At 62.3% G+C, this 6,328-nt stretch carries 4 protein-coding genes and 2 tRNA genes; 2 read left to right on the forward strand and 4 right to left on the reverse strand.

Features of this window, described 5'->3' with window-relative positions; all coding sequences use genetic code 11:
* Positions 1–59 precede the first annotated feature (59 nt).
* Together pfkA and BN1132_RS05190 are read left to right on the forward strand one after the other, a co-directional pair.
* Positions 60–1,031 (forward strand): 6-phosphofructokinase, encoded by a 972-nt coding sequence (gene pfkA / locus BN1132_RS05185; protein WP_042075639.1) that lies wholly within the window; start codon positions 60–62, stop codon positions 1,029–1,031.
* 1,324 nt (positions 1,032–2,355) lie between these two features.
* Positions 2,356–3,612 carry an amidohydrolase gene (locus tag BN1132_RS05190; RefSeq protein ID WP_042075641.1) on the forward strand — a complete coding sequence of 419 codons (1,257 nt, stop codon included), beginning with the start codon at positions 2,356–2,358 and terminating at the stop codon, positions 3,610–3,612.
* A gap of 72 nt (positions 3,613–3,684) precedes the next feature.
* On the opposite strand, the gene yjjG is transcribed toward BN1132_RS05190, so the two are convergent.
* The 4 genes from yjjG to BN1132_RS05210 form a co-directional block, all read right to left on the reverse strand.
* On the reverse strand, positions 3,685–4,365 hold the full coding sequence (gene yjjG, locus BN1132_RS05195; protein ID WP_042075643.1) for a pyrimidine 5'-nucleotidase: 681 nt from the start codon (positions 4,363–4,365) through the stop codon (positions 3,685–3,687).
* Between the two features lie 32 nt (positions 4,366–4,397).
* Complete coding sequence (locus tag BN1132_RS05200) at positions 4,398–5,882, reverse strand: M17 family metallopeptidase (RefSeq protein ID WP_042075644.1); 1,485 nt, start codon at positions 5,880–5,882, stop codon at positions 4,398–4,400.
* A gap of 144 nt (positions 5,883–6,026) precedes the next feature.
* Positions 6,027–6,103: transfer RNA gene (locus BN1132_RS05205), tRNA-Met, on the reverse strand.
* Between the two features lie 96 nt (positions 6,104–6,199).
* A tRNA-Met gene (locus BN1132_RS05210) sits at positions 6,200–6,276 on the reverse strand.
* Positions 6,277–6,328 lie beyond the last annotated feature (52 nt).

Raw genomic sequence — 6,328 nt, forward strand, 5'->3', positions numbered from 1 at the left:
AAACGGCTGTCCGTATTTTTCAGATATTGATTTTCGACAACTCAGATCCAGAGGCACTCATGACCAAACAAATCAAACGTATTGGTGTTTTGACCAGTGGTGGTGACGCACCGGGTATGAACGCAGCCATCCGCGCCGTGGTGCGTGCCGGTCTGCATCATGGCCTGGAAGTCTACGGCATCTATGATGGTTACCTCGGTCTGCACCAGGACCGTATCGTCAAGCTCGAGCGTCACAGCGTCTCCGACGTGGTGAACCGCGGCGGCACCTTCCTGGGCTCTGCCCGTTTCCCCGCCTTCAAGGACCCGAAAGTCCGTGCCGAAGCGATCGAGAACCTGAAGAAGCACGGCATCGACGCCCTGGTGGTCATCGGCGGTGACGGCTCCTACATGGGCGCCAAGAAGCTGACCGAAGAGGGCTTCCCCTGCATCGGCCTGCCGGGCACCATCGACAACGACATCGCCGGTACCGACTTCACCATCGGCTTCGACACCGCCCTGAACGTGGTGGTTGACGCCATCGACCGCCTGCGCGACACCTGCAGCTCCCACCACCGCATCTCAGTGGTCGAGATCATGGGCCGCCACTGCGGCGATCTGGCCATGTCCGCTGCCGTGGCCGGTGGCGCCGAGTACGTGATCGTGCCGGAAGTGGCCTTCGACAAGGATAAGCTGCTGCAACAGATCAAGGAAGGCGAAGCCAAGGGCAAGAAGCACGCCATCATCACCATCTGCGAGCACGTCACCGACGTGAACGCCCTGGCCAAGGACATCGAGGCCATGACAGGCCGCGAGACCCGTGCCACCATCCTGGGCCACATCCAGCGCGGCGGTTCCCCCACTGCCCGTGATCGCATCATGTCCAGCCGCATGGGCGCCTTCGCCGTCGAGCAGCTGCTGGCCGGCCAGGGTGGCCGCTGCGTCGGTATCCAGGGCAACGAGATGGTGCACCACGACATCATCGACTGCATCGAGAACCTCAAGCGCCCGTTCAACCAGGAGCTGTACGATCTCTCCACCACCCTGTTCTAAGCGCGGTGGCCTGACAAAAAACCCTCCTCTGGAGGGTTTTTTTATGCGGGCTCCTCACCCCCCAGCCCCCTCTGTGGGGCCCTACTATCCACTATCCACTTGCCACTGTCGCCATGTCTTACCCCTGCCCGACGGCCCTGAGCCTCTGACCCCACGACCTTCTCCTTTACTTCTTTCCCCTGCTTTTCTGCTTGCTCACCTTGTTCGCGACAGGTCCGGATAAAGGCCTTCGTGCCGCAGTGCCACGGCCCTGCGCCAGGGCTCCCCTGCGCTTCATCCCATCACACAGGCGCCATATAGCAACCCGGGTGGGCCGACGATATCTCCCGCTCCTCCTGCGCACGGGCCCACCGGCTCGCCATTCCCCCAGAAAACAGCGAGAAACGGGGCTTCCGGCCACCCAAGGCCCCATGAAGATCGATCCCCCATTTTCCCGCTTCCCCCTTTCCCTTCCATGCTCCTTTGGCGACCGTTTTGTCGTTTTTCCGTACTCTTTTTGCTCCCATCCTGTTTGGGATGAGCAGAAAATTGAGCCTTCATCGGATAACCCTGGCTGGAAATAGCCTTGCAGACTGGGGTTAGGGCACAAGTCGTGAGAAAACATGACATGGGATGACAAAACCTGGCTAGCAGCCACCAACCTCCCTAAGACGACATCAATCGGCGCATCCCGCAGGCCATTTTGCTGCCGTAAAATGGAAGTCACCACAAAGATTCCAATCGAAACCACCACGGAAATAGTTACAAAAACAACATAACTCAATGTATTTAAAGGTTTTATATATTTCTTCTTTCACTGACATCACCATGAAATCCTTGCCAGGACAAAAAACGCCCTTAAACTTGTAAAAATGCAGTCATATTTCACCGCATAACCATTTTTGCCTCATAATTACATTTTTCGTTGTTTTATCGCTCCGTTGTGGTATCTTGGTTCCATCATGAGCCAACCAAGGGAGATAGAATCATGAAAGAGTTCGTAGTTACCGCCGTTTTCACCGTGTTTTTCACCCTGGTTGCCGTCTCCATGCCTTCATTGGCACAGCTCTAAGCCGGTCAATCAGCCACTGTTGTTCGCCTGCGACTCGATACAGACCGAACGGGTTCAAAAAACAGACTGCAACATGGGTTTTTGACTCGCTCTGGCAAAGGATGGCGCCAAGCCATCGTTGAATGCGATCTGCGCGCATAAAACGACCTTGCGGCATCAATGCCATTTCTCAAGGGGAGCCCAGGCTCCCCTTGTCGCATCCGCCATCCCGGGATTTACTCCTGCTCCCCTGCCCGTCACAATGGCCGCTGGATTTGCCATGCAGGAATCACCATGACTCAGGATGCCTTGCGCCACTGGCGCCGCGACCTTCACCGTCACCCCGAAGCCGCCTGGTGTGAATTTCGCACCACCACCCTCATCGCCCAACGTCTCCATGAACTCGGTTTCTCCGTCGTGTTGGGGGATCAGCTGCTCGCCAGCAATCTCATCATGGGACGGGAAGTAGACGTCGAGGCCCAGAAGGCGCGCGCTTTGCACCAGGGTGCGCACCCGGAGTGGCTGGCACGCATCGACGAGCTCACCGGGGTGATGGGACTCTGGGAGAGCAATCGTCCCGGCCCCACCCTGGCGTTTCGCTTCGACATCGATGCGGTGGAGGTCGAAGAGAGCCAGGAGGCGTCACACCTGCCCGGCCGGGAGGGGTGGCACTCCGCCAACCCGGGCTGGATGCACGCCTGTGCCCACGACGGTCATACCGCCATCGGGTTGGTGCTGGCCGAGCGGATCGCGGCCCTCGCCGATCGCCTCCATGGCCGTATCAAGCTCTTCTTCCAGCCTGCCGAAGAAGGATGCCGCGGCGGCAAGGCGCTGGCGGCAGGGGGCCAGCTCGACGATGTGGACGCCCTGCTGGCGCTGCATATCGGCATTCACGCGAGCAGCGGCGAGCTGGTGGTCAACCCTACCGAGTTTCTCTGCTCCACCAAGTTCGATGTGGAGTTTATGGGGCAAGCCGCCCATGCGGGGCTCGAGCCCAACGCGGGCCAAAATGCCCTAGCGGCGGCCTGCATGGCCACCACCGCCATGCTCGGCATTCCCCGCCATCGGGACGGCATGACCCGCATCAATGTGGGCCAGCTCAACGGCGGCAGCGGGCGCAATGTCATCCCGGGCCATGCCCGCCTGATGGGAGAGACCCGCGGCGCGACGCCGGCCCTCAACGACTACATGTTCAATCAGGTGCAGCAGATGGTGGAAGGGGCCGCCCTGATGCAGGGCACCACCTACCTCATCCGCAAACAGGGCGAAGCCATCGGCATCGAGAACAGCCCGGCCCTGATCGAGGAGCTCGTGCCCCTCGCACAGGAGATAGCGCTCGAGACCATCCACACCCGCCGCTTTGGGGCCAGCGAGGACGCCGGTTTTCTCATCGAGCGGGTACAGCAGCACGGCGGTCAGGCCGCCTATGTCATCCTGGGAGCCAACCTGGCGGCGCCCCACCACCACCCGCAGTTCGACTTCGACGAGGCCGTGCTGGCCCCCGGGGTGGCGCTGCTGGAGGCCTGGCTGCTCGCCCGCCTCGGCCTCTAACCGGCGCCGGATGCAAACAAGGCAGCCCATGGGCTGCCTTGTTTTTTACGCCCTTGCGGGCAAGGGTTGTGCCTAGGCTCCCAGCACTATGGCGGAGAGATGGGCGAAGTGGTGGATCTCGTGGGTCGCGTCGCAGGGCCCCGCCTCGCGGCCCGGGTTGTACCAGCAGGTGGCCAGCCCCTGGGCGGCGGCGCCGGCGATGTCGGTCTTGGGGTTGTCCCCCACCATCAGCACCCGCGCCGGGCTCGGCTGCCCCATCTGCGCCAGGGCATGCTGGAAGATGGCCGCCGCCGGCTTGGTCACCTGCACCTCGTCGGAGATAACGAGAGGCTCAAACCATGCGTTCCAGCCCAGTTTGTCGAGGCGCCCGCGCTGGGGCAGGCTGAAGCCGTTGGTGATGATCCCCATCCTGACCTTGTCCTTGAGGGTCTTCAGCGTCTCCTCCACCCCCTCCAGCGGCACGCTCAGGGCGATGATCTGCTGCAGGAAGGTGTCGTTCATCGCCATGGGCGCCACGTTCACCTGTTCGGCAAACAGGGAGAAACGGGTCTGCTGCAGGTGGGCGGCGTCGATCTCGCCCGAGTTGTACTGCTGCCAGAGCCGCTGATTGAGGGCATGGTACTCCGCCATCTTGGGGGGAGTCGGCGCCACGCCGTAGATCTGCAGGGTCCGCTCCAGCGCCCTGGCGACCGGAAAATCGAGCAGGGTTTCGTCCAGATCGAACAGCACCCAGTCATAGCTTGCTTGTTTCACGCTTGTCCTTATTGGTTGTGCTTGGCCACATGTCATGCGTCGGGCGCGGCCATCCCCAGAGGGCTGTCGAGCAGGGTCAGGGTCAGCCTGACGCCAAAACCGGTCACCTCGCTGCCGACCACGCCGTTACCCCCCTTGCTGCGAAAACCGCTCAGATCGAGGTGCAGCCAGGGCGTCTGCCCGGGCACGAAGCGGCTGAGGAAACGGGCGGCATCGATATGATCCGGCGAGGCGCCGGGGGCACACTGTAACAGATCCGCCCACTCACTCTCGAGGTTGTCGTCGTAATCCTCGTCCAGGGGGAAGGGCCAGACGCGCTCCCCGCTCTGCTGGCCCAGGCTGATCAGCTCGGGTAGCCACTCGGATCGATTGGTGAAGGCGCCGCTGTAGCGGCTGCCGATCGCCCGCTTGCAGGCCCCGGTCAGAGTGGCGTAGTCGATGAGCAGATCGGGCTTGTCCCCGGCCGCCAGGGTCAGGGCATCCGCCAGCACCATGCGCCCCTCGGCGTCGGTGTCCACCACCTCTATGGTGGTGCCGTTCAGCGCAGTCACCACCTCCCCGGGCCGGTAGGCCTGCGGGCCTATGTGGTTCTCGGCGATGGCGAGCCAGCAGTGCACCTCAACGGGCAGTTTCGCCCGGCTGATGGCATGGAGCGTCCCCAGCGCCACCGCGCTGCCCCCCATGTCCAGGTGCATGCCATACATGCTGCCACCGACTTTCAGGTTGTAGCCCCCGGAGTCGTGACAGATCCCCTTGCCCACCAGCGCGAGGCGGCGCACCGGGTTGGCCGGGCAGTAGCTGAGCCTGACGATGGCGGCCTGACCGTTTTCCGAGCCCCTGGCCACCGCCAGGAAGGCGCCGGCGCCCAGGGTGGAGAGAGCCGCCTCGTCAAACTCCTGCCACTGCCACCCCTCCTGCTGCGCCAGTTGCTGCACAAAGGCCCGGTAGCCTTGGGCGTCAAGCTCGGAGGCAGGCAGCACCGCCAGGTGGCGGGCCAAGCCGTTGCCTTCGGCCTCCGCCGCCACCCGGGACGGGTCCAGCTCGCACGGGGGAGAGAGGTACAGCTGCTGATAGCCGGGCCTTGCCTCCTCGTCCCGCTTTTGGGTCGGCAGGGGGACGTCGGCGGCGAGCAGGGCAGCGATCACCAGCTCCGCCAGCCGCGCCCTGTGGACGGCATCGAAGCCCTCCAGGTGCAGCGCCAGCTCCGTCGCCTTGAGCCCCGAAAGGGGGGCCACCCAGGTACGCACCTGCTTGTAGAGTCGATGATCCAGGGCGGGGCTGGGCTCGACGAAGATCACCCGTTGCAGCCCCTGACTGTCGTCGAGGGAATAGGGGGCCTTCTGACCCAGGGCTATCTGGGTTGCCACGGCGGCAAAGGGAGGCGTCGCCAGCAGGGTATCGCGCGCTGAGTCGGCAATGAGCAGGAGTTTGACGGCAGTCGGCCCTGCCATTACCTCGGCGAGGGAGGCGGTCTGCATCGTGATTGTGGGAGGGGAGTAGCTGAAAGGGGTCATCACAGGTTGCGGCCTCATCCATGAACAGAAAGCAGGATGATACCGAACAATTGGCGAGAGGGATCGGAAAAACACACATCATTGTGTGCAAGCAACAGATGCTGGAGAAAATCAGAGAGGTAACGCAGAAGAAAAGCAGTCAGAAGTTGGTTGCGGGGGCCGGATTTGAACCGACGACCTTCGGGTTATGAGCCCGACGAGCTACCGAGCTGCTCCACCCCGCGTCCGAATTGTACTGCCACCACAAGAGACAGAGCAGTTGCCCCTTGCTGTCTTCGTCTCCACCGCGGCGCAATGCGCTTGCCATGACTACAAATAGTTGGTTGCGGGGGCCGGATTTGAACCGACGACCTTCGGGTTATGAGCCCGACGAGCTACCGAGCTGCTCCACCCCGCGTCCGAATTGTACTGCCACCACAAGAGACAGAGCAGATGCCTCTTGCTGTCTT

Origin of the sequence: Aeromonas sanarellii (assembly GCF_000820085.1) — a bacterium.
Lineage (GTDB): Bacteria > Pseudomonadota > Gammaproteobacteria > Enterobacterales > Aeromonadaceae > Aeromonas > Aeromonas sanarellii.